Here is a 19129-nt window from a genome sequence, read left to right as displayed (position 1 = left end):
CGATCAAGGTTCGTCCGACAACGGCTGTTCAGCGCTGAATCGCGGCTGGAAACTTATCGGCTTTCGCGGCGCGGATGCGAGGTGGGTGATGGGACAGGCGAAGCTGAAGGAGAGGGTGTCTCGGCCGGACGGCGTGGCCCGCAACGATGAGCGGATGACGGGTTCGAGGACCTTGATGCAGCGATTGGCGTCGAGGCAATCCAACGAGATCGTGATTGCGTTCGCGGGGCCGGTGGGGTGCGGGTTGGATGGGGTGGTTGAGGCGACGGAACGAAGCCTGATCGATCATGGCTATGCAGTCGTTCGGTTGAAGCTGAGCGCGTGTCTGGAAGCGGCGCTCGAGGCTGGACACGTGATCGTCGAATCGCCTCCCGGGTCTGAAGAATTCGCACGTCGTCGCCGCTTGCAGATGGCCGCGTTGCGCATGCGCGAAGCGTCCGATGACGTTCACCTGCTGGCCGAATATGCGGTGGAGCGTGTTCTGGCGGAACGATCCCGTGCGCCTTTGAGCGACCGGGCCCCGGTTGCTGTTCCGGGACGGACGGCCTACCTCCTCGACCAGCTCAAGCGGCCTGAAGAGGTTGGCTCAAGCCCTGCACCACGACTCGATCCGTTTCGAGGCCATGCCTGAACCCGCTGATACGGCGGATGCAGAAGGTGTAGGGACGAAGGCGGAGGATCGCGTTTCCTTTGAGCACTTCGAGGGGATCGCGCCTCGCCTCTTCCCAGTCGCATTCCGATCCGGGACACGAAAGGCGCGCCGTTCGGGTCTCTGGATGCCCACCCGTGAGGACGCGGCCAACAAGGTGCTGCCGGAGTACATGGACAACTACACCGACTTCGAAGCTGCTGCTTCGACGCATTTCCACACTGCGTACCGCTACGCGTGCGGCGGAAGCGCGCCCGACACGCTTCTCGCTATCCCAGGAGATACGACTTGATCATCGATTTTGCAGAAGCACTGCAGCGGCGGTGCGCTCCGAAACAGCGGCGTGCCGACCCGAAGGTTGAACTGCCACGAGTACGTACTTCGAGCCATATTCCTGGCCGGCGAGAGCCTCTTGATCCCCGGTCGCCGGAGTACCAGGCCATCCTCGTGGAGATTCACGCACGGGCGGCGAAGCTAGGCTGGTAAGCCGAGCGAGACATCCGAAGGGCTTGAACCCTCAATGCGGCTTTCGCCGCTGCCGTTGCTCGAAGTCGTCACCGTGATAGACGTTGCCGTCCCAGGTGCCCGACCGGTTCTTGGCGCGGGCGATGGCGTCCAACGCTGCATCGTGCGCCGCGCGGCGCCGTTCACGGGAACTGAACCGTCCTCGCCAGCTCGCCGGGCTGAAACGTCCCGGCCGCTTCAGCCACGCGCGCCACGCCATCTGGTGGCGATAAGGCAGGGCCATGTCGATCGCGAGGAACACGCAGATCAGCAGACCGAGAGCGGCGAGGGCTTTGGAGAACATGCGTCGGCGCCGTGAATCACGCCTTGCTGGCGTGTAAGGCGCTGACTATACGCGAGCCTCGCTCGTCAGTCGCGGTGATGGCCATGCCCATGGCCACGGTCACCTCGATCGCCCCGGTCACCGCCTCGGTCACCGCGGTCACCGCGATCGCCCCGGTCCCAGGCTCCGCGGTCGCCACCGCGATGGTCATCGCGGCGCTCTTCCCAGCGGCGGCCTTCCCAGCCGCGACGATCGTCGCGGTGGTCATGCCAGTCCCGGCGGCCATCCCAGTGGTCGCGGCGCGGCGGCTCCCAGCGCGGCGGCGGCGGCGGCGCGTAGACCGGCAGCGGACGCGGATACGGACGGCCGTAATAGGCTGGCGCGTAGGTCCGCGAATACCAGTCCTCCCGCACGAAATACACCGGACGGCCACACGCGCGGTAGTAGCCGCAATGGCGCGCCCACGAGTGGTAATGCGCCGGCGGCACCCGCAGGTACAGCGGCGGAGCCGGTTCATAGACGCGCTCGATCATCATCGGCTGCGCGTAGACCACGTCCGGACGCACATTGCCCACGTCGATCCGGCCATAGAAGCCCGGCTGGCCCACGCTGATCGAGACCCCCACGTCGCCCGCGAAGGCCGCTGGCGCGCCCAGCGCGCCGAGGGCGAGCGCCGCGGCGCCTAGGATGCGTTGAATCAGGTGCTTCATCGAAAACCTCTCTTCGGTGCGTGCCGTTCGTCCTGCGATCCCGATCCCCCTGCCGGAGGTCATGGTTCAGCGGTCCGGAAGCGGCCAGCCTAGGGAAAGTATGGACGGTTAACGCGCGCTTGACGGATCCGGTGCACAGCCCAGCGGTAAGCAGTTGTTGAGCGGCTCCCTAGAATCCCGCGTCCCCAACCGACCCCCGAGGGGCTGGAGCAACGATTTGAAGCAATGGATCCTGACTACCCTGGCGCTGGCGACCCTGGCGACGGGGCTGGGCACCAGCGAAGGTTCGCTGGCGCAGACGACGACCGCGGCGCCGGTCGCCGTGGCCAATCGGCCGCTGACGCTGGAACAGCTGTTCCGCGCCGAGCCCTACCGCGGCGAGGCAGCCAAGGATGTGAAGTTCAGCGCCAGCGGCCGTTACGTCGCTTACCTGTGGAACCCGTTTGGCGAGCCGGGCAGCGACCTGTACGTCCATGACACGCAGACCGGCAAGACGGTCCGCGTGAGCTCGCCCGCGACGATGGCCGCGGTCGACACGCCGGAGAACCTCGAGCGCTACGCGAAGAAGCTCCGCCAGAAGCGCGACGAGCAGACCGAGCGCCAGACCCGCGAGGAAGCCCAGGCCGCCTATCTGCGCGGCGAGGCGGTGGACCTGGAGCAGTGGGAACGCAAGGCGATCGCCGAGCTGAAGGTGGAACTCGCCGAGCGCAAGGCCCGCGACGACGCACGCAAGGCCGCCGAGAAGGCCGCCTGGGGCGAAGCGCCTGCTGCTGCCGCCGCGCCGGCCTCGGCCGCTTCGGGCGCCGCCGCCGAGGCGAAAAAGCCGGTCAAGGATCCCAAGGACATGGCGCTGTGGGAGCTCCGCGACGAGCTCAAGAAGAAGCGCGAGCGCGAGAAGCTCAAGCCCGAGGACCTCTATCCCGGCGTGTCGCAGTTCGTGTGGGCGGCCAAGAGCGATGAGCTGGTGCTGGCCTACCGCGGTCAGCTGCTGCGCTGGAAGGCCGGTGCCGAGCGCGCCGAGCCGCTGCTCGCCACGGGCCGTCAGCTCCGGCCGGTGGCGTACGCGCCGGACGACCAGTCGCTGATCGTGCAGGATGACACCCGCGTGCTGCGCGTGCGCTTGGCCAATGCCGGCATCGAGGTGATCAACCGCGAGCTGTTCACGCCCGACGACGAGGACCGCAAGTTCCGCATCGCCCAGACGGTGATGAGCGAGGACGGCCGCTGGATGGCGCTGACCGCCACCGCGCCGCTGGTCGGTGCCGACGGCAAGCCGCTGCCCCGCGCGGGCCGGCAGGTCGAGATCATGAATTACGGCGACCGCTGGGCCACCGCCAAGAAGGTCGACCGCGAGGTCTCCGACGACAAGCGCGGCATCCCGTCGATGGCGATCTACATCCGCAAGGTGCCGGCCGCCGGTGCCGCGCCCGAGCGCCAGCCCGAGCCGGTGTTCACGCATCCGGGCGGCGACTACTGGTTCGAGATCTCGCCGGTCGTCTGGGCCCGCGACGGCAGCCAGTACGCCTTCGCGACCTTCGAGCGCGAGAAGGACCTGTTCCGCGTCTATCTGGGCAAGCCCGGCGACGCGAAGCCGGAGATGGTGCTGGAGCGTCGCGCGCCCATCCACCACGAGCTGGTCAACGTGATGACGCCGTCCTTCACGCCGGATTCGAAGCAGCTGGTGCTGATCCTGGCCGACAAGGGCTGGCGCCAGCCTTATGCGATGAGCCTGGCCGCGGGCGCGGACCGTTCGGTCAAGCCGCTGGTCACCGGTGACTTCGAGGCCTTCCAGGTGCTGGGCTTCACGCCGGACGCCAAGTCGATGTTCGTCGTGGCCAACAAGGACGACTACGCCGCGATGAACGTCTGGCGCGTCGAGCTCAAGGACGGCCGCATGACCGCGCTGGGCCGCTCGCCGGATTACCACCGCAATGCCGCCGTCGCGCGCAACGGCCAGTGGGCCGCGGCCGTGGCCGGCAACTGGGCCGAGCGTCCGGAGCTGAAGCTGCTCAAGGGCCAGCCCACCGCCTCCGGTGCCGACGCCGGCCGCCTGCTGACGCAAAGCCATGACCCGGCCTGGGCCAACGTCGACGTGCTGCGCCCGGAGCGCTTCAGCTTCAAGAACCGTCACGGCGACCTGATCCCGGCCTACGTCTTCAAGCCGCTGGGCTGGGCGCCGACCGACAAGCGCGCCGCGATCGTCTACACCTACGGCGGCCCGCTCAACGACCGCCACTCGGTGGAGACCGACAGCTTCCAGCCGACCGGGTATGTCTTCGCGATGTACATGGCGGCCAAGCACGGCTACGTCACGGTGACGGTGGACCCGCGCGGCCATTCCAACTACGGCGAGAAGTTCGCTGACGCCAACTGGGAGAAGCCGGGCGCGCCGCAGACCGAGGACCTCGAGGACCTGGCCGCGTACATGAAGGGCAACCTGGGCGTGGACGGCGCGCGCATCGGCCTGAACGGCTGGAGTTTCGGCGGCTTCCAGACGCAGTACACGATGTACACGAAGCCTGAGCTGTTCGCGGCCGGCATCGCGGGCGCGGGTCCGACGGAATGGGAGAACTACAACAGCTGGTACAGCGGCCGCACCATCGGCAAGGTCGACCGCTCCAAGCCGGTGCTGCGCAAGTTCTCGCTGCTGCCGCTGGCGAAGAACCTCAAGAAGCCGCTGCTGCTGGTGCACGGCATGCAGGACCCCAACGTGCTGTACCAGGACACCGTCAACGTGTACCGCGCGCTGCTGGAGTCGGGCAAGGAAGGTCTGGTGGAGCTCTTCCTGGATCCGGACGGCGAGCACGCCCTGGGCGGCGCGGTGAAGCCCGTGGGCTGGCACCGCAAGTACGAGGCCTTCTGGCTGGCGCACCTGGGCGCCGCGCAACAGAAGTGAGGCCCCTCGCGGCGCTCGTCAGGGCGCCGCGACCACCGTCTTCACGCGCTCGCCCGTCTTCGGGAGCGCCTCACCGCCGTAGCGGCCGTTGAGCAGCTTGAGCTGCGCCTCGGTCAGCACCGAGCCCTTCGCCATCTCGGCGAAACCGCCCGCCGGGAAGGCGCGCAAGGCGATCTTCCACGGCCGGGCCGCCCTGCGGTCTTCCGCGCTCAGCGCCCGGAAGCTGTCCTCGGCCTGCGCCAGCCCGGCACGCCGCGCCTGCAGCGTCTGCGCGTCCTTGGCCGCGTAGACCAGCGCGTACACCGCGCCCTTGGCGCTCGTCACCAGCGTCAGCTCGGCATTGCCGCGCTGGCCCTGCGCGTTGCGGCGCACGCCGCTGAAATGCGTGGCCTTCAAGCCGTTGATCGTCCGCGTGTCGGTGTTGCCCTGCTCCGCGCCCCAGGCCCGCAGGATGTCCGCATGCACCGTGCCCGCCTTCTGCGGCACGGGCTGCAGGATCAGGGCCGCGTCGCGCTGCGGGCTCATCACCGTCAGCGACTCGGCGCCGTTCTGCAGCGACCAGCCCGCCGGCGCCGTCAGCGCGATGTCCAGCGTCGGATGCAGGAACTGCTGTCCGCGCACCAGCCCCTGGGACGGGCTGTCGCCAAAGCCCATGCCGTCGATCGCCTGCAGGAAGGCCGCGCGGTTCTCGTCCACGGTCTGGCCGCCGGTGAGCTGCGCGGCCTCGTCACGGATGCGCTGCAGCCGCTGGTCATTGCTCGGATGCGAGGCCAGCCAGCTGTTGCCGCTCGGCGCCTGCCGGCCCTGCGCGCGGGCCTGATCGGCCGCGAACAGCTCCTGGTCCTTCAGCACCTGGATCACGTCGATCATGTGCCGCGGGTCGTAGCGGTTGCGTGAGAGGTATTCCGCGCCGAGCTGGTCGGCCTGCAGCTCCTGGTCGCGGCTGTACGACGCGATGTAGCCCGCCGCCACGTTCTGCGAGGCCTGCCCCAACGATTCGGTCGCGCCGCTCATGCCGCGCGATTCCAGCACCGCGCCCAGCACCGTCGCCGCCAGCACGCCGAACCCGGCGTTCTGCTGGCGCGTGGCCCGCTGCGCGCCGTGCCGGGCGGTGACGTGGCCGATCTCATGTCCCATCACGCCGGCCAGGTCGGCCTCGTTCTCCATCACGGCGAGGATCCCGCGCGTGATGTAGACATACCCGCCGGGCAGCGCGAAGGCGTTCACCTCGGGGCTGTCCAGCACGGTGAAATGCCACTCGAGCTCGGCCCGGTGCGACTGGGCCGCGAGCTTGTGCCCCAGCGCCGACACGTAGGCCTGCAGCTTGGGATCCTCGACCACGGTGTACTCCTTGAGCACGTCCTGGTGGCCCTCGCGGCCGGCGGCGACTTCCTGCTGCAGGCTCATCGCGCTGCGCTCAGTGCGGCCGGTGACCGGGTTGACGACGTTGGTGCCGCAACCGGCCACCAGCAAGGCGGCCGTCAGCGCGGCGAGTGGGAACTTGCGCGCCAGGGCTCGCATCGGGGTCCTCGTCAGCTCAGTCGGAACGAACGAATCAGTCGCAACGGCCGGATCAGTCGGATCAGTCGGCCTGCGAGCGCAGCGTCCAGAGCGTGAGCACGCCCTCGGGCACCTCGCGGCTCAGCGCGTCGCGCCAGTGCAGGTCGGTGAGCTTTTCCTGGTCCTCGGCGCTCAGCTGGCTCTCGTCGCCGCCCAGCAGCGCGATCGGGGCGAGCGCGGCCGCCGTCTTCACGTGATCGAACAGCGGCGTCCACGCCTCGCCGTCCTGGTCCACGCCGATCATGAAACCGGTGCACCAGTCCTCGGCGTCGACGAGCTGCTGCTCACCTTCCTCGGCGACGCTGAAGATCGGTTCCCACTCGTCCTGCTTGGTCGACCACTGCACCGCCAGGCTGTGCACGTGGCGCAGCAGCAGCAGGGCGATCTTCTTGCGCTGCTTGCCGCTGGCGAACGGGTCGCCGCCGCCCCAGACCGGGCTCATCCATTCGGCGCCGGGTTTGTCGCTCAGCGGCAGCGGGCTGAGCAGCTGCGCGCTCAGGTAGCCGTCCAGCGCCTCGATGTTCATCGCGGCGTCGCTGTCGATCTCGGACAGGAAATCGTCCAGGTCCGACAACTCGTCGTCGGTCAGCGGGGTGTAGAGGGCCTTGTCGGGCTGGTACTGCGGGAAGTCCATGTCGGATCCTGGAAGCGAGGAGGCCTCGGGGGAGGTCTCGGGGGTCTTGAGGGTCTTGAAAAAGAGGGGACGCCCGGTCAGCCGTGGCGGCCGTGACGGCTCTTGGGCTTGCGCCCGTCCATGTCGGTCAGCTGCGTCTTGAGCAGCGCCATCAGCACGCGCGCGTTGGCCTCGGTCATGACGAGCAGCGTGCTCGGCTCGATGCCGTCGACCGGTTCGCGTTCCTTGAGCAGGGCGTCCACCTTGAAGGTCACCAGGCCGCTGGTGCTCGAATTCGAGGCGGCCTTGAACTTCTGGACTTCAATGTGATGCGTCTTCATGGGGCGTCATTCTCGGCGATGGCGCAGCCGCTGGATACCGGTGACCGCGATCACGACCACGATGCCCGCCAGGATGCCGGTGACGGCGTCGCCCAGCAGCTCGACCAGGGTCTTGGCGAAACCGCCCACGCCCAGCGTCTCCACGACGTGCTGGATCGCGTGATGCAGGAAGGGCGCGCCGTGCGTCAGGATGCCGCCGCCGACCAGGAACATCGCCGCCGTGCCCGCCACCGACAGGGCCTTCATCAGCCAGGGCGCCAGCCACAGCAGCCCGCGGCCCAGCGCCTGCTGCCAGGCCGCGGCCTTGCGGCTGAGCCACAGGCCGGCGTCGTCCAGCTTGACGATGCCGGCGACCAGCCCGTACACGCCGATCGTCATCAGCAGCGCGATGCCCGACAGCACCAGCACGCGCGTGGTGAAGCTGGCTTCGGCCACCGTGCCCAGCGTGATGGCGATGATCTCGGCCGACAGGATGAAGTCGGTCCGGATCGCGCCCTTGACCTTGTCCTTCTCCAGCGCGGCGAGGTCGACCTCGGGATGGGCGACCGCCTCGGACAGGGCGGCGGCGTGCGCGTCGTCCTCGGCCGTGTGCAGCCACTTGTGGGCGAGCTTCTCCACGCCCTCGAAGCACAGGTAGGCGCCGCCGACCATCAGCAGCGGCGTGACCAGCCACGGCGCCCACGCGCTGATGGCCAGCGCGGCCGGCACCAGGATGGCCTTGTTGACGAGCGAGCCCTTGAACACGCCCCAGACCACGGGCAGCTCGCGGTCGGCGCTCACGCCGGCGACCTGCTGCGCGTTGAGCGCCAGGTCGTCCCCGAGCACGCCGGAGGTCTTCTTGGCGGCCATCTTGGAGAGCAGGGCCACGTCGTCCAGGACCGTGGTGATGTCGTCGAGCAATGCGAGCAGGCTGGAGGCCATGGCGGAAGAGTCCCGTTCCCTGAAAGTGATGATTTGTGCGAAACCCGCCTTTGTACCCGATGACGACCCTCACCTTCGTCACGGTTTTGCTGCAGTGGCACACTCCGGCGTCATGAAACGCCGCACCGCCACCCAGTTCCTCACCGCCGCGCTGATCGCGTTCTCGGCGGTGTCCGTCACCCCGGTCCATGCCGCCGACACGGCCGCCGGTCCCTATGACGAGCAGGCCGACGCCCGCGCCGACATCAACAAGGCCGTCGCCCGCGCCGCCAAGGATGGCAAGCAGGTGCTGGTGGTCTACGGGGCCAACTGGTGCAAGGACTGCCTGGCGCTGAACAAGGGCTTCAACGAAGGTCACCTCGGCGGCGCCGTGGACAAGCGCTTCGTCACGGTGAAGGTCAACGTCGGGCGCTTCGACAAGAACGTCGACGTCGCCAACCAGATGGGCGTGACGCTCAAGAAGGGCATCCCGACCGTGGCCGTGCTGGCCGGCGACGGGCAGGTGCTCGGCACCACGCAGGGCGGGGAACTCGCCGACGCGCGCAACATGGGCGAGGACGCCGTGATGGGCGTGCTGAACTCGCTGGGCAAGCGCTGAGGCGCGTCAGCCAGTCGGTCAGCCGATCGTTCGGCCGATCGGTCAGCCTTCGCGCGCTGCGGACCCATGCGTAGGCAGCGGTTCCAGGTTTTGCTGTGGAGTCCTGACCCCCGATAGCCCCAACGCTATCGCGGGCCCCGTGATCAGGGGTCAAGTCTTGCGCCCGGGCCTTGAACAGGGGGGCGGGCGCTTGTCTTTTGTGCGGCTGTCGCCTAGTTATTGGGCATGGCCAGACCGCTTCGCATCGAGTTCGCCGGCGCCGTCTATCACGTCGCCACGCGCGGCGACGCCGCCGTGTTCTCCGACGACGAGGACCGCGGCGTGATGCTCGCGCTCATCGAGCAGGCGGTGCAGCGCTTCGACGCGCAGGTGCTCGCCTACGGGCTGGGCCGCGAGCATTACGAGCTGCTGCTGTTCACGCGGCAGGCCAATCTGTCGCGGCTGATGCGTCATCTGAACGGCGTGTACACGCAGGCGCACAACCGCCGGCACGGGCAGATCGGGCATGTGTTCCAGGGGCGCTTCAAGGCGGTGTTGGTCGACCGGGAGCATCTGCTGCTGGACGCCTGCCGCTACGTCGAGCTGATCGGCCGCCGCGCCGGCCTGGCCAACGCACCGATCGCCTGGCGCTGGAGCAGCCTGCAGGCGCATGCCGGCCAGGTGCCGGCGCCGGACTGGCTGGAGGTCGAAGGCCTGTGGACGAACGTCCTGGGACGCGTGCCGCAGAACGCGGCAGACCGGCGCAAGGCGGCGCAGCGGTATCAGGCGATCGTCGAAGCAGAACCCGACCTGGACATCTGGGGGCAGCTGCGCCATCAGATCTTCCTGGGCGACGCGGCCTTCGTGCAACGCACCGTGCGCCTGAGCGAGCATCCGCCGCGCACGCCCCGTTTGCGTCGCTGGGGCGAATGGCTGAAGTCCAGCCACAGCCGGGAGGAAGCGCTGTATCGCGCGCACACCGAAGGCGGGCAGTCGATGACTGCCTTGGCGCGTGAACTGGGCTTGTCGGTTTCGCGAGTGAGCCGGCTGATCGCCGGCCATGAGCGGCAGCGCTAGCAGGCTGCCGTCACGTCGCCCTCAATGCAGGGCGTGGGCGGGTGCTGCAGGGCATGCGGCAATGGCGTCATCCATCTCGGCGGCCTCGTTCCAGGCAGCGGTCGTGAGCTCGCGTGCGGCGCTGAGCTGGTGGCAGAGTTCCGCGACGCCCAGGCCATCGGCCTGACCTTCAGGCATCGGCATCGCCGACACCTCGCCCGGCAGGTCCGCCAGCGCGCCCAGCAGCTGGAATAGCAGTTCCAGGTCGGGCGCGGCATCCGGCGTCTGTTGCTGGCGCGCCAGACCCAGGCTGCGGCACAGGTAGAAGCAGGCGTCAGCCGCCTGATCACACATCGCGTGCGACATCGCCAGCTGCTCCAAGGCCTCCGCGCGGGCCGCCTGGGCGGCGGGCGCGTCCGAACGATCCGACAACGCGTCCAGCGCGGCGGAAGCCGGCGGCACGGCGATCAGGTCGTCGTTCTGAGGCAGCAGCGGGGCAGCAGTCTTGGAGTTCGCCATAAGGATTCAGCTGGGGAACAGCGTTCAGCTGGTTGACGGGACGGATCCTAAGAAGGATGGGGCAATCGCGCCTCCCACAGCTCGGGGGGAGTTCGATACCTGCAAACTTCAAAGAAGTCAGTCCCGTGAACTTGTCACAGTTCGTGACACGAATAGCAGAGCTTACGCAGTTCCCAGCCGATTTGGGTGAATCACTTCACCTTCTTGGGGCGGGACCAGCCGGAAATCACGGTTTGTCGGCCCCGCGCCACAGCCAGCCCGCCGGGCTCGACGTCCTTGGTGATCGTCGAGCCGCCGCCGATGGTGGCGCCGTCGCCCAGCGTCACCGGGGCCACGAGCACGCAATTGGACCCCACATGGACGTCTGCGCCGATGGTCGTGCGGTGCTTGTTGGCGCCGTCGTAGTTGGCGGTAATGCTGCCCGCGCCGTAGTTGACGCGCTCGCCCACGGTGGCGTCGCCCAGGTAGGCCAGGTGGTTGGCCTTGGCGCCCTTGGCCAGCGTCGAGTTCTTCACCTCGACGAAGTTGCCGATGTGGACCTCCGCGCCCAGCTTCGCGCCGGGCCGCAGCCGGGCGAACGGGCCGATCAGCGCGCCCTCGCCGACGCTGGCGCCGGCGGTCTCGCCGTCGATGTGGGTGAACTCGTGGATGCGGGCATTCGCGCCGATCGTCGCGTTGCGGATCACGCAGTTCGCGCCGATGCGCACGCCATCACCCAAGGTGACCGCGCCCTCGAAGACGCAGTTGACGTCGATCTCGACGTCCTTGCCGCAGTGCAGCGTGCCGCGCAGGTCGAAGCGCGCGGGATCGGCCAGCCGCACGCCGGCGGTCATCAGCGATTCCGCTTGCGCGAGCTGGAAACGGCGCTCCAGGTGCGCCAGCTGCGAGGGGCTGTTGACGCCCAGCACCTCGGTCTCGTCGGCGGTCTTCACCGCGACGACGGGGACGCCCTCGGCCACGGCCATCGCGACGATGTCGGTCAGGTAGTACTCGCCCTGCGCGTTGTTGTTGTCGAGCTGGCCGACCCAGCGCTTGAGCGCTTCGGTGGGCGCGGCCATCACGCCGGTGTAGCACTCGCGCAGCGCGCGCTGCGCGTCGCTGGCGTCCTTGTGCTCGACGATGGCCAGCACCTGTTCGCCCGCCGCGTCGCGCACGATGCGGCCATATCCGGTGGGATCAGCGTATTCGATGGTGAGCAGCACCAGGCGCTCGCCGCCGCAGGCGTCGACCAGCGCGCGCGTCGTCGCGGTGCTGATCAGCGGGGTGTCGCCGCTCAGGATGAGGGTGCTGCCGCCGGCCGTCAGCGCCGGCACGGTCTGCTGGATCGCGTGGCCGGTGCCCAGCTGCGGCTCTTGGCGGACGAAGCGCAGGCCCTCGCCACCGACGGCGGCCTCGACCTGATCGGCGCCATGGCCGGTGATGACGATGCGGGCGTCGGCCGCCAGGGCCGCGGTGCTGCCCAGCACATGCTGGAGCAGCGCGCGGCCGGCCAGCTTGTGCAGCACCTTGGGCAGCGAGGACTTCATGCGGGTGCCCTTGCCCGCGGCCATGACGACGATGTTCAGCGACATAAGAAAAATCGCGGTTCCCTGTTGGAGAGACCGCGATTATCAGGGCCGCCGATGACAGGCGCCCGGCGCTTTCCGGTGACGAGGTGCGTCCGGGCGTCGCCTTACTTCAGGGTGCGCGGCGGCAGTTGCACCGTCACCGAATGCGGCTCGGGACGCGTCTGCGGGAAGTCCATCATCGACGCCTCGAAGAGCGCGCCGAACAGCTCCTGACCGCCTTCGGTGAGGCCGTCGTTGGAGGCGCGCGCTTCATACAGCGGCTCGTTGGACTTGCGGTCGCGCAGCAGCATGGCGACCTCGCGGTCATACCGGCGCTCCATCATCGAATCGCCCGGGTAGGCATAGCCCCAGCGGCTGTAATACGGGCGCCAGGCCGGGCCGTAACGCCAACCCCAGTAGCTGCCGTTCCCGCGCCACCACAGCGGATCGTCCCAGGGCGCCGCCGACGTGCGCGTGATGCGCGCGCCCAGCGAGACGACGATGTCGGATTGCTTGGGGTCGCTGGCCTCGGTGAAGCCGGCCTTGAGCAGCGCGTTGCGGGCGGCGTCCTCGAGCGCGGCCTGGTTGGCCTCGTTGCGCTGCTGCGAGGGCAGGCGCTCGAAGGCGAAGGTGCCGGGCTGCCGGCCGGCCGGCCAGCTGCCGAAGCTCTGCGCGTCGGCGGAGACCGAATTCAGCGCGGCACAGCCGCTCAGCGACAGCACCGCCGCCGCGCCCAGGCCCAGCAGGGCCGATCGACGATTCAAGGTGAACATGGAGACCTCCAGGCGACCGATTGTGGCCTCTCCGGCAAGCGGCGTGCGTGTGCACGGCGTGACGGTGCGGTCAGCGCGGGGTATCTCTTCGTATGGGAATGCGAAGCTGCGGGAGCAGCGGCGTACTGCCACCGCTGCTGGCCCTCACCCCGCCCTCTCCCGCAAGCGGGAGAGGGAGATTCAATCCGCGGCGGAGTAGGCCTCGCCGGCGTCGTCGACCGGGGCGGGGATCGCCGGGGTCGCGGGCGCCTGGCCGGGACGGATGATGTTCACGACGCCCGTGGCCGGCGCCGGCGTGCCGCATTGCTCGTCCTCGTCGAAGGCGATGTCGCCGTCGGCGACCGGCGAGCCGGTGGCCTTGATCGTCTCGAACGGGAACAGGTTGCGGTCCAGCATGTGCGACGTGACGATGTTGCCCATCGCGGTGAACATGTTGTCGACCCGGCCCGGGAAACGGCGGTCCCAGTCCTGCAGCATCGCCTTCACCGTGGCGCGCTGCAGGTTGGGCTGGCTGCCGCACAGGTTGCACGGAATGATCGGGAACTCGCGGTGCTCGGCCCAGCGCTCCAGGTCCGATTCCTTCACGTAGGCCAGCGGCCGGATGACGACGTTCTTGCCGTCGTCGCTGACCAGCTTGGGCGGCATGCCCTTCATGCGGCTGCCGAAGAACATGTTCAGCATCAGCGTGGTGACGATGTCGTCGCGGTGGTGGCCCAGCGCGATCTTGGTCGCGCCCAGCTCACCGGCCACGCGGTACAGGATGCCGCGGCGCAGGCGCGAGCACAGCGAGCACGTCGTCTTGCCCTCGGGCACCAGGCGCTTGACGATGGAGTAGGTGTCCTGCTCCTCGATGTGGAAGTCCACGCCGCGCGACTTCAGGTAGGCCGGCAGCACGTCCTCGGGGAAGCCGGGCTGCTTCTGGTCGAGGTTCACCGCGACGATGTCGAACTTGATCGGCGCGCGGTCGCGCAGGTTGATCAGGATGTCCAGCAGCGAGTAGCTGTCCTTGCCGCCGGACACGCACACCATGACCTTGTCGCCGTCCTCGATCATGTTGAAGTCGCCGATGGCCTGGCCGACCTGGCGATGCAGGCGCTTGGACAGCTTGTTCATCTCGTGCGCGTGCTTCTTCGCTTCCGCATCGGCGGCGCTGGCGAGGGTCTGGTCGGGGGAGAGGATTTCGGTCGTCATGGGATCACCATTGGCCGCATTCGGCTGAGATTGCGACTTGGCAGTCGGGGAAGATTTCAAGCTTGGTCACCTTGATGCGCACGCCCACCACGCCCGGCAGCTTCATCAGCCGGACGCACAGCTTGCCCAGCAGCGCCTCCAGCAGGTCGGTGTGTTCGGCGGTGCACTCGTCGATGATGATGGTGCGCACGCGGCGGTAGTCCAGCACGTGGCCGATGTCGGCGTCGCGCGAGACGATGGTCTGCGCGCCGAGGTTGACCTCTGCGTCCACCAGGATGGGCTGCGGGCCCTCGCGCTCGAAGTCGAGCACGCCCAGGTTGGCGCCGAAGCGCAGCCCGTGGATGTGGATCACCTGGCGGTTGTTGCGCCGCAGCGCCGGCGGCGGTTGCGACTCGCGCAGCGGGCGCAGGAAGGCCTCGATCTGCTTGGCCGCGACGACTCCGTCGCCCAGCGCGGTCTGCACGCAGGGATGCTGGCGGCCGCTGGCGTCGCCGGCCACGAACAGCCCGAGCACGCCGAAGCGGGGTTCGTCGCGGAAGGGCTGCGAGGGCGCGGTCACGCCAGCGCGCTGCAACGCGTCGGCGACCTGCAGCCAGGCGGAGGGTTCGGGTTCGTAACCGAGCAGCACCGCGACCTGGTCGAAGCGCTCCTCACCGTAGGCCTTGGAGCTGACGCGCACGCCGTCCGCGTCGGCGACCACAGCGGTCGGCAGCGCCTGGGCGCTGCGCCGGCGCAGGCCGGGCGCGGTGTCCAGCTGCTGGATCAGGTGGCTCTGGGCGCGCCATTCCGAGCGCGACCACAGCGTGACCGCGTGTCCCCGGGCGGCCAGGTGCAGCGCGTTCTCGACGGCGTTGTCGCCGCCGCCCAGCAGCAGCACCTTGCCCGGCGCGAGGCGGTCGCGCACGGCGGTGAGTTCGATCGCGTCGAGCACCCGGCCATGGCGGTCCCCCTCGGGGCCCTCGGGGTAGAGCGGCGCAGGGTGGCGGGGCGTCAGTCCGGTGGCCAGCAGCAGCGCGCGGGCGCGCAGCGGTTGCAGGCCGGCCGGGGTGGTGTGATCGCCGCTGCCGGCGGACAGCGCCGAGAAGGCCGGGCCGCCGTCCAGGTAGAGCGTCCACCCCTGCTCGGCGTGCCAGTCCAGCTGCTGCACCGTCTGGCCGGTCAGCGCGTGCACGCCGGCCTGGGCGCTGGCGTGGCGGGCGTAACGCTCGCCCAGGTCGGCGAGGGACTCGCCGGGCGCTCCCAGCAGCCAGTCCTGGCGGTAATCCAGCGGGCGCAGGCTGTCGCACAGGCGGGGCGCGCGTTCGATCAGCGCGACGCTCAGGCCCAGCTGGCTGAGCCAGCTGGCCGCGCTGCAGCCGGCCGGTCCGCCGCCGACGATGGCGGCATCGACGAGCGCGGGCAGGCTGGCGGGCAGTCGGTCGGGCGTGGGCTGGGACATGAGGCGGCGGGCCTGAGCAAACCCGGGATTATCCCGGATGAGGGCCGCCGACCGCCAGCCCGGGGGCTTGCGCAGGCGTGATGCCCGAGGCGGTCCGGTCCGTCAGGAGCGCCGAAGCGGCCGATTTGCGGGAATCCGTCACCGGCGCGCCGAGGCGCGACACGGCGGCCGGGCGGGGCGCTGCTATCTTCGCCGCGCGCCGTTCAGGCGACTTTCCGCGGACCTCCGGCAAGAGAGGCGCGATCCCCGCATCCAGCTGTCATCATGAAGTTCATCCCCTCCCTCCCGTCCTTCCTCCCCTCACGTTCCCTGCCCGCGGCCGCCTTGGCCGCGTTGGCTGTCCTCTCCCTGATGGGCGCCGCGCGCCAGGCCGCCGCCGAGCCGTCCCCGCTGGACCCGGAGAAATCCCGCTGGACCGAAGTCCGCAAGGACGACCTGCGCGAGGCGATCGCCCCCGCCGACCTGCAGGTGGTGGTGCTGATGCCGGTCGCCGACTGCACCGGCCCGAACACCGGCAACCGGATCGTCGTGCGCAAGTGGCATTGCGCCGGGATGATGCGCATGGGCGCGGAGCCGGCGCTCTCGGGCGTGAACTACGTGATCGTGCCCGAGGACCTCGCCAGCCCGTCCGTCGCCGAGACCGTGCGCCGCCTGCCGGAAGTGGGCGTGTCCGCCGGACCGCGTTACGTGCTGCTGATCGATTGGCAGATCGCGCTGCGCGAGGCCGGCGGCAGCTACTTCCACATGTCGCTCGCCGCCGAATCGGTGCTGTACGACCGCCGCGACCAGCGCTGGCGCTGGCAGGCGATCCACCGCTACGAGCGCTACACCGGCGACAAGATGAAACCCGAGGACGTCGTGCGCGACCTCGGCTACCTGTTCAAGGACGAGGTGCTGCGCCCGGTGCTGAATCGTCCCGCCGTGCTGAGCCCGGCACCGCAGTACGCGATGAGCTGGGCGACGCCGGACGAGGCGCTGCAGGCGCCGGCCGCGGATCGGGCGCGTGTGCTGCTCTTCAACGATTACGGCAAGGTCGGCAAGTCCTACGAGTACACCCCCGACCACTTCCAGCTGCTGGCCGATGCGGACGTGACCGATGCCAAGGCGCGCTACAAGTCTCCGTCGGCGGTGAACCTCGTGGTGGGCACGCGCTCCTACCTGGCCTTCGACGTGAAGCCGGGCGACTACTCGCTGTTCGTCGGCGTGGACGGCCGCACGCCGCTGAAACTCCAGGCGGGCCAGACGACCTACGTCCGCTACTACCGCGGCATGTTCAACGCGAACGGCGTGGAGCTGGTCAACGCGGCGGATGCCGCCGCGCTCAAGGCCAAGGGCAAGCACGCGGTCCTCGAGGACCACGCCGAGCCCAAGTACGCGCACACGCCGGTGCGTTTCCTCCGGGACTGATCCCGCGCTGACGAGGGCGGGCCCTCAGACGATGGTGCTGTCCGCCGAGATCAGTCCGCGCTCGCGGGCGATCGTGGCGGCCTGCGTGCGCGAGCCCGCGGCCAGCTTGCCGAGGATGCCCTTCATGTGGGTCTTGACGGTGCCGGCGGAGATGTCCAGCGCGATCGCGATCGCCTTGTTGCTCTTGCCGTCGGCCACCAGGCCGAGCACCTGACGCTCGCGTCCGGTGAGCCGGCTGCGGCTCATGCTGTCGGCGACGCGCCGCGCGGCCAGCGCGCTCAGAAAACGCGACCCCCGCGCGAGCTGGCGCACGCCGGCCACCAGTTCCTGCGACGCGCAACCCAGCTCGACATAACCGTCGACGCCGGCTTCCAGCGCGCTGCGCACGTCCTGCTCGCGATCGTGGGCGGTGAGCACCATCAGGCGCGGCTGCAGGGCGTCGCTGGGAGGGCGCATCGCCGCGAGCGCCATCGCGCGGGTGTAATCGGCGATGACGACGTCGGTGCGGTTGGGTGCGCGCATCGCGTCGCGGACCACGGCGGGTAGCGCGATGCTGTCGTCGAGCACGTCGATGTCGCCCTCGCGCTCGAGCAGCGTGGCGAGACCGGCGGCGACCACCGGGTCGGAATGGGCGACCCGCACCTGGATGCGGGCGTAGGCGGCATGGAACACGGCGGCGTCCTTTCTACACGGGCCAGCGGGGCGCGCGTGATGCGACGACCCGGACCAGAGCGTAGGAGCACGCCGGCGCCGCGGACATCCTGCGTTGGTATAGGTCGACCCAGCCGGGCGCAGGGGCCGCGGCCCGGCGCGTCAGAAGCACTCGTCGAGCAGCAGCTGGCACTCGATCCGGCGCGGATCGATCGGACCGCCGTAGGCCTCGAACAGCACGTCGCGCAGCGCGGGTCCGAATTCATCGAGGTTGTTGGCCAGGATGGCCAGATCGCGATGGCGGTCGGCGAGTCCGGCGCGGCCCACGTCGATCACCCCGACCAGCGCGCCTTGATCGTCCAGGAGCAGGTTGTCCAGCGAGAAGTCGCCGTGCGTGACGACGCGCTCCTCGGTCATCGGCTGCATCGCCTGCAGCGCGTCCCACACCTGCTGCGGTGTCCAGCCGGCGCGGGCCTCGTCGAAGTCGTCCGCGTCGACGAGCCCAGCATCGAGGCGAGCACGCGCGAGCGCGAGCTGCCGCTGAAGATCGGCATTGAACGGACACGACGCGTCCGGCAGCGCATGCAGGCGACGCAGCGCGCGACCGAGCGTCGCGACGAGGTCCGCCGCGAGCTCGGGTGTCGCGCTCAGGTGCTCGTAGGCGGTGCGTCCGGGCAGGGCGCGGGTGAGCAACCAGGCCTCGTCGGCGCGGGCCTCGAAGTGCTCGATCACCGGAACCGGCCATGCGCCGGCCAGCCAGCGCAGGCGAGCGAACTCGTCGACGATGTCCGAGGCCGCGTCGCCGCGTCCGTGTTTCAGATAGAGGTCGGGGTGGCCGGCACGGCTCAGCCGATGCACGGCGGCGCCGGCCTCTCCGACGAGGTTGCGGTGCCAGGCGTGGTCGCCCAGGCGAGCCGCCAGGGCCTCGGGCAAACCGGCGGGCGCACGGCCGCGACGTTCACGGGCGCTCATGCGGCGTGGCGCTCGAAGTGCAGCATGTCTTCCCACTCGTCCCGCAACTGGAAGCTGCGCGTGGATCGGCCGAACTCGCGGAAGCCGTTGTGCGCGAGCACTTTCATCGACGCCGCGTTGCCTGCGCGGGCCTTGGCCTCCACGCGCTGCAGACCCAGCTCGCCGAAGGCCTTCGCCAGCACCAGCCGGACGGCCTCCTTGGCGTGGCCGCGGCCGTTCTCGGACTCGGCGATGCGATAGCCCAGCTCGCACGAGTGGTAATGCGTGCGCCGCACGTGGCTGAGGTTGATGCGGCCGATCAGCGCGCCGTCTCCGTCCTTGATCAGGTATTGGTGGCCGACGTCGGCTGCCGCCTCGCGCAGGGCCGTGGCGATGGCCGCCTCGATGCCGCCCTCGTCGTAATAGGCCGCGGGCCGGGCGTTGATGCGCGACTCGAAGAACGCGCGGTTGTCGAATTCGAAGCGGCGCAGCGCGGCGAGGTCGCGCTCGGTCACGGGGTGCAGGCTGAGCATGACGCGGAG

Annotated in this window: 20 protein-coding genes and 1 pseudogene; 6 read left to right on the top strand and 15 right to left on the bottom strand. The window is 69.4% G+C overall.

The annotated features are described in order from the left end of the window. The first annotated feature begins 88 nt into the window (after window positions 1-88). Window positions 89-631 (top strand): hypothetical protein, encoded by a 543-nt coding sequence (locus tag ACNI65_RS18945; protein ID WP_416758651.1) that lies wholly within the window; start codon window positions 89-91, stop codon window positions 629-631. A 145-nt stretch (window positions 632-776) separates the two neighbouring features. After that, a complete protein-coding gene (locus ACNI65_RS18940) occupies window positions 777-941 on the top strand; it encodes a hypothetical protein (protein ID WP_416758649.1) in 165 nt (54 codons plus the stop codon). 225 nt (window positions 942-1166) lie between these two features. Here the strand turns inward: ACNI65_RS18940 and ACNI65_RS18935 are convergent, their stop codons facing one another. Together ACNI65_RS18935 and ACNI65_RS18930 are read right to left on the bottom strand one after the other, a co-directional pair. Beyond that, entirely contained in the window at window positions 1167-1457 is a 291-nt protein-coding gene (locus ACNI65_RS18935) for a hypothetical protein (RefSeq protein WP_416758648.1), read from the bottom strand. Between the two features lie 65 nt (window positions 1458-1522). Beyond that, window positions 1523-2146: a hypothetical protein gene (locus tag ACNI65_RS18930; RefSeq protein WP_416758647.1), complete on the bottom strand. Its 624-nt coding sequence runs from the start codon at window positions 2144-2146 to the stop codon at window positions 1523-1525. Window positions 2147-2363: 217 nt separating this feature from the next. Between ACNI65_RS18930 and ACNI65_RS18925 the strand changes: the two genes are divergently transcribed. Beyond that, window positions 2364-5042, top strand: a complete 2679-nt coding sequence (locus tag ACNI65_RS18925; RefSeq protein WP_416758646.1) for a prolyl oligopeptidase family serine peptidase — start codon at window positions 2364-2366, stop codon at window positions 5040-5042. A gap of 18 nt (window positions 5043-5060) precedes the next feature. On the opposite strand, the gene ACNI65_RS18920 is transcribed toward ACNI65_RS18925, so the two are convergent. The 4 genes from ACNI65_RS18920 to ACNI65_RS18905 all read right to left on the bottom strand — a co-directional run bounded on the left by ACNI65_RS18920 (window position 5061) and on the right by ACNI65_RS18905 (window position 8477). Next, on the bottom strand, window positions 5061-6563 hold the full coding sequence (locus ACNI65_RS18920; protein ID WP_416758644.1) for a M48 family metalloprotease: 1503 nt from the start codon (window positions 6561-6563) through the stop codon (window positions 5061-5063). 61 nt (window positions 6564-6624) lie between these two features. Then, entirely contained in the window at window positions 6625-7236 is a 612-nt protein-coding gene (locus ACNI65_RS18915; protein ID WP_416758643.1) for a UPF0149 family protein, read from the bottom strand. A gap of 77 nt (window positions 7237-7313) precedes the next feature. After that, window positions 7314-7556, bottom strand: a complete 243-nt coding sequence (locus ACNI65_RS18910) for a hypothetical protein (RefSeq protein ID WP_416758641.1) — start codon at window positions 7554-7556, stop codon at window positions 7314-7316. 6 nt (window positions 7557-7562) lie between these two features. Beyond that, complete coding sequence (locus ACNI65_RS18905) at window positions 7563-8477, bottom strand: DUF808 domain-containing protein (protein ID WP_416758640.1); 915 nt, start codon at window positions 8475-8477, stop codon at window positions 7563-7565. A 112-nt stretch (window positions 8478-8589) separates the two neighbouring features. On the opposite strand from ACNI65_RS18905, the gene ACNI65_RS18900 reads away from it, so the two are divergent. Continuing rightward, window positions 8590-9075, top strand: coding sequence for a thioredoxin family protein (locus ACNI65_RS18900; protein ID WP_416758639.1), 486 nt, complete (start codon window positions 8590-8592; stop codon window positions 9073-9075). A 225-nt stretch (window positions 9076-9300) separates the two neighbouring features. Next, a complete protein-coding gene (locus ACNI65_RS18895) occupies window positions 9301-10131 on the top strand; it encodes a transposase (protein WP_416758638.1) in 831 nt (276 codons plus the stop codon). Window positions 10132-10152: 21 nt separating this feature from the next. Here ACNI65_RS18895 and ACNI65_RS18890 read toward each other — a convergent pair whose 3' ends face one another. From ACNI65_RS18890 to ACNI65_RS18865, 6 genes and pseudogenes are all read right to left on the bottom strand, one after another. Then, window positions 10153-10629, bottom strand: a complete 477-nt coding sequence (locus ACNI65_RS18890) for a hypothetical protein (RefSeq protein ID WP_416758637.1) — start codon at window positions 10627-10629, stop codon at window positions 10153-10155. Window positions 10630-10820: 191 nt separating this feature from the next. Further along, entirely contained in the window at window positions 10821-12200 is a 1380-nt protein-coding gene (gene glmU / locus ACNI65_RS18885) for a bifunctional UDP-N-acetylglucosamine diphosphorylase/glucosamine-1-phosphate N-acetyltransferase GlmU (protein WP_416758636.1), read from the bottom strand. 101 nt (window positions 12201-12301) lie between these two features. Next, window positions 12302-12949 (bottom strand): DUF4136 domain-containing protein, encoded by a 648-nt coding sequence (locus ACNI65_RS18880; RefSeq protein WP_416758635.1) that lies wholly within the window; start codon window positions 12947-12949, stop codon window positions 12302-12304. A gap of 180 nt (window positions 12950-13129) precedes the next feature. After that, entirely contained in the window at window positions 13130-14140 is a 1011-nt protein-coding gene (gene ttcA, locus ACNI65_RS18875) for a tRNA 2-thiocytidine(32) synthetase TtcA (protein WP_416758634.1), read from the bottom strand. 4 nt (window positions 14141-14144) lie between these two features. Continuing rightward, a complete protein-coding gene (locus tag ACNI65_RS18870) occupies window positions 14145-14513 on the bottom strand; it encodes a dihydroneopterin aldolase (protein ID WP_416763655.1) in 369 nt (122 codons plus the stop codon). 84 nt (window positions 14514-14597) lie between these two features. Next, a pseudogene (locus ACNI65_RS18865) lies at window positions 14598-15578 on the bottom strand (FAD-dependent oxidoreductase); the annotation flags it as partial. 264 nt (window positions 15579-15842) lie between these two features. Here ACNI65_RS18865 and ACNI65_RS18860 point away from each other — a divergent pair. Beyond that, window positions 15843-16985 (top strand): hypothetical protein, encoded by a 1143-nt coding sequence (locus ACNI65_RS18860; RefSeq protein WP_416758633.1) that lies wholly within the window; start codon window positions 15843-15845, stop codon window positions 16983-16985. A 24-nt stretch (window positions 16986-17009) separates the two neighbouring features. On the opposite strand, the gene ACNI65_RS18855 is transcribed toward ACNI65_RS18860, so the two are convergent. From ACNI65_RS18855 to ACNI65_RS18845, 3 genes are all read right to left on the bottom strand, one after another. After that, window positions 17010-17657 (bottom strand): LuxR C-terminal-related transcriptional regulator, encoded by a 648-nt coding sequence (locus ACNI65_RS18855; RefSeq protein ID WP_416758632.1) that lies wholly within the window; start codon window positions 17655-17657, stop codon window positions 17010-17012. Window positions 17658-17798: 141 nt separating this feature from the next. Next, window positions 17799-18608, bottom strand: coding sequence for an APH(3') family aminoglycoside O-phosphotransferase (locus ACNI65_RS18850; protein WP_416758631.1), 810 nt, complete (start codon window positions 18606-18608; stop codon window positions 17799-17801). Continuing rightward, entirely contained in the window at window positions 18605-19120 is a 516-nt protein-coding gene (locus ACNI65_RS18845) for a GNAT family N-acetyltransferase (RefSeq protein WP_416758630.1), read from the bottom strand. Before ACNI65_RS18845 ends, ACNI65_RS18850 begins: the two co-directional genes overlap by 4 nt. Window positions 19121-19129: the final 9 nt, after the last annotated feature.

It is taken from the genome of Roseateles sp. So40a, assembly GCF_048081605.1.
Taxonomy (GTDB): domain Bacteria; phylum Pseudomonadota; class Gammaproteobacteria; order Burkholderiales; family Burkholderiaceae_C; genus Roseateles.
Note: the sequence above shows the minus strand (reverse complement) of the source record. Positions and strands in the feature narration are given on the sequence as shown.

Bases quoted from the DNA above. Each gene is read 5' to 3' on its own strand.
- ACNI65_RS18945 (WP_416758651.1), top strand. From the start codon at position 89: ATGGGACAGGCGAAGCTGAAGGAGAGGGTGTCTCGGCCGGACGGCGTG.
- ACNI65_RS18940 (WP_416758649.1), top strand. From the start codon at position 777: ATGCCCACCCGTGAGGACGCGGCCAACAAGGTGCTGCCGGAGTACATG.
- ACNI65_RS18935 (WP_416758648.1), bottom strand. From the start codon at position 1,457: ATGTTCTCCAAAGCCCTCGCCGCTCTCGGTCTGCTGATCTGCGTGTTC.
- ACNI65_RS18930 (WP_416758647.1), bottom strand. From the start codon at position 2,146: ATGAAGCACCTGATTCAACGCATCCTAGGCGCCGCGGCGCTCGCCCTC.
- ACNI65_RS18920 (WP_416758644.1), bottom strand. From the start codon at position 6,563: ATGCGAGCCCTGGCGCGCAAGTTCCCACTCGCCGCGCTGACGGCCGCC.
- ACNI65_RS18915 (WP_416758643.1), bottom strand. From the start codon at position 7,236: ATGGACTTCCCGCAGTACCAGCCCGACAAGGCCCTCTACACCCCGCTG.
- ACNI65_RS18910 (WP_416758641.1), bottom strand. From the start codon at position 7,556: ATGAAGACGCATCACATTGAAGTCCAGAAGTTCAAGGCCGCCTCGAAT.
- ACNI65_RS18905 (WP_416758640.1), bottom strand. From the start codon at position 8,477: ATGGCCTCCAGCCTGCTCGCATTGCTCGACGACATCACCACGGTCCTG.
- ACNI65_RS18900 (WP_416758639.1), top strand. From the start codon at position 8,590: ATGAAACGCCGCACCGCCACCCAGTTCCTCACCGCCGCGCTGATCGCG.
- ACNI65_RS18895 (WP_416758638.1), top strand. From the start codon at position 9,301: ATGGCCAGACCGCTTCGCATCGAGTTCGCCGGCGCCGTCTATCACGTC.
- ACNI65_RS18890 (WP_416758637.1), bottom strand. From the start codon at position 10,629: ATGGCGAACTCCAAGACTGCTGCCCCGCTGCTGCCTCAGAACGACGAC.
- glmU (WP_416758636.1), bottom strand. From the start codon at position 12,200: ATGTCGCTGAACATCGTCGTCATGGCCGCGGGCAAGGGCACCCGCATG.
- ACNI65_RS18880 (WP_416758635.1), bottom strand. From the start codon at position 12,949: ATGTTCACCTTGAATCGTCGATCGGCCCTGCTGGGCCTGGGCGCGGCG.
- ttcA (WP_416758634.1), bottom strand. From the start codon at position 14,140: ATGACGACCGAAATCCTCTCCCCCGACCAGACCCTCGCCAGCGCCGCC.
- ACNI65_RS18860 (WP_416758633.1), top strand. From the start codon at position 15,843: ATGAAGTTCATCCCCTCCCTCCCGTCCTTCCTCCCCTCACGTTCCCTG.
- ACNI65_RS18850 (WP_416758631.1), bottom strand. From the start codon at position 18,608: ATGAGCGCCCGTGAACGTCGCGGCCGTGCGCCCGCCGGTTTGCCCGAG.
- ACNI65_RS18845 (WP_416758630.1), bottom strand. From the start codon at position 19,120: ATGCTCAGCCTGCACCCCGTGACCGAGCGCGACCTCGCCGCGCTGCGC.